Genomic DNA, 401 nt, shown 5'->3' with positions numbered 1-401 from the left:
TGCCTAGGCATCCTCCGTGTGCTCTTACTAGCTTAACCTAGTATCGTTCGTTTCCGAACTTTATATCAACATAAGGATGATTCTAAGACACTTTACTTCTTTCGCGATTCAGTTTTCAAGGTACAATTGACGAAATATGGTGGAGCCAAGGAGGATCGAACTCCTGACCTCCTGCTTGCAAGGCAGGCGCTCTCCCAGCTGAGCTATGGCCCCTGAATTCCATCAAAACTGAACAAATGACTCAGCGTTTTTAGCTTCCGTTACAGGAAGCTAAAATCCTTAGAAAGGAGGTGATCCAGCCGCACCTTCCGATACGGCTACCTTGTTACGACTTCACCCCAATCATCTACCCCACCTTCGGCGGCTGGCTCCTTGCGGTTACCTCACCGACTTCGGGTGTT

1 tRNA gene and 1 rRNA gene are annotated in these 401 nt (G+C 48.6%); both read right to left on the bottom strand.

The features are described from left to right. Nucleotides 1–137: 137 nt before the first annotated feature. A tRNA-Ala gene (locus M3650_RS31405) sits at nucleotides 138–213 on the bottom strand. Between the two features lie 70 nt (nucleotides 214–283). Beyond that, a 16S ribosomal RNA gene (locus M3650_RS31400) occupies nucleotides 284–401 on the bottom strand; the annotation flags it as partial.

It is taken from the genome of Paenibacillus sp. MER TA 81-3, from assembly GCF_023713585.1.
Taxonomy (GTDB): domain Bacteria; phylum Bacillota; class Bacilli; order Paenibacillales; family Paenibacillaceae; genus Paenibacillus_B; species Paenibacillus_B profundus.
This window is presented reverse-complemented; position numbering and strand designations above follow the sequence as displayed.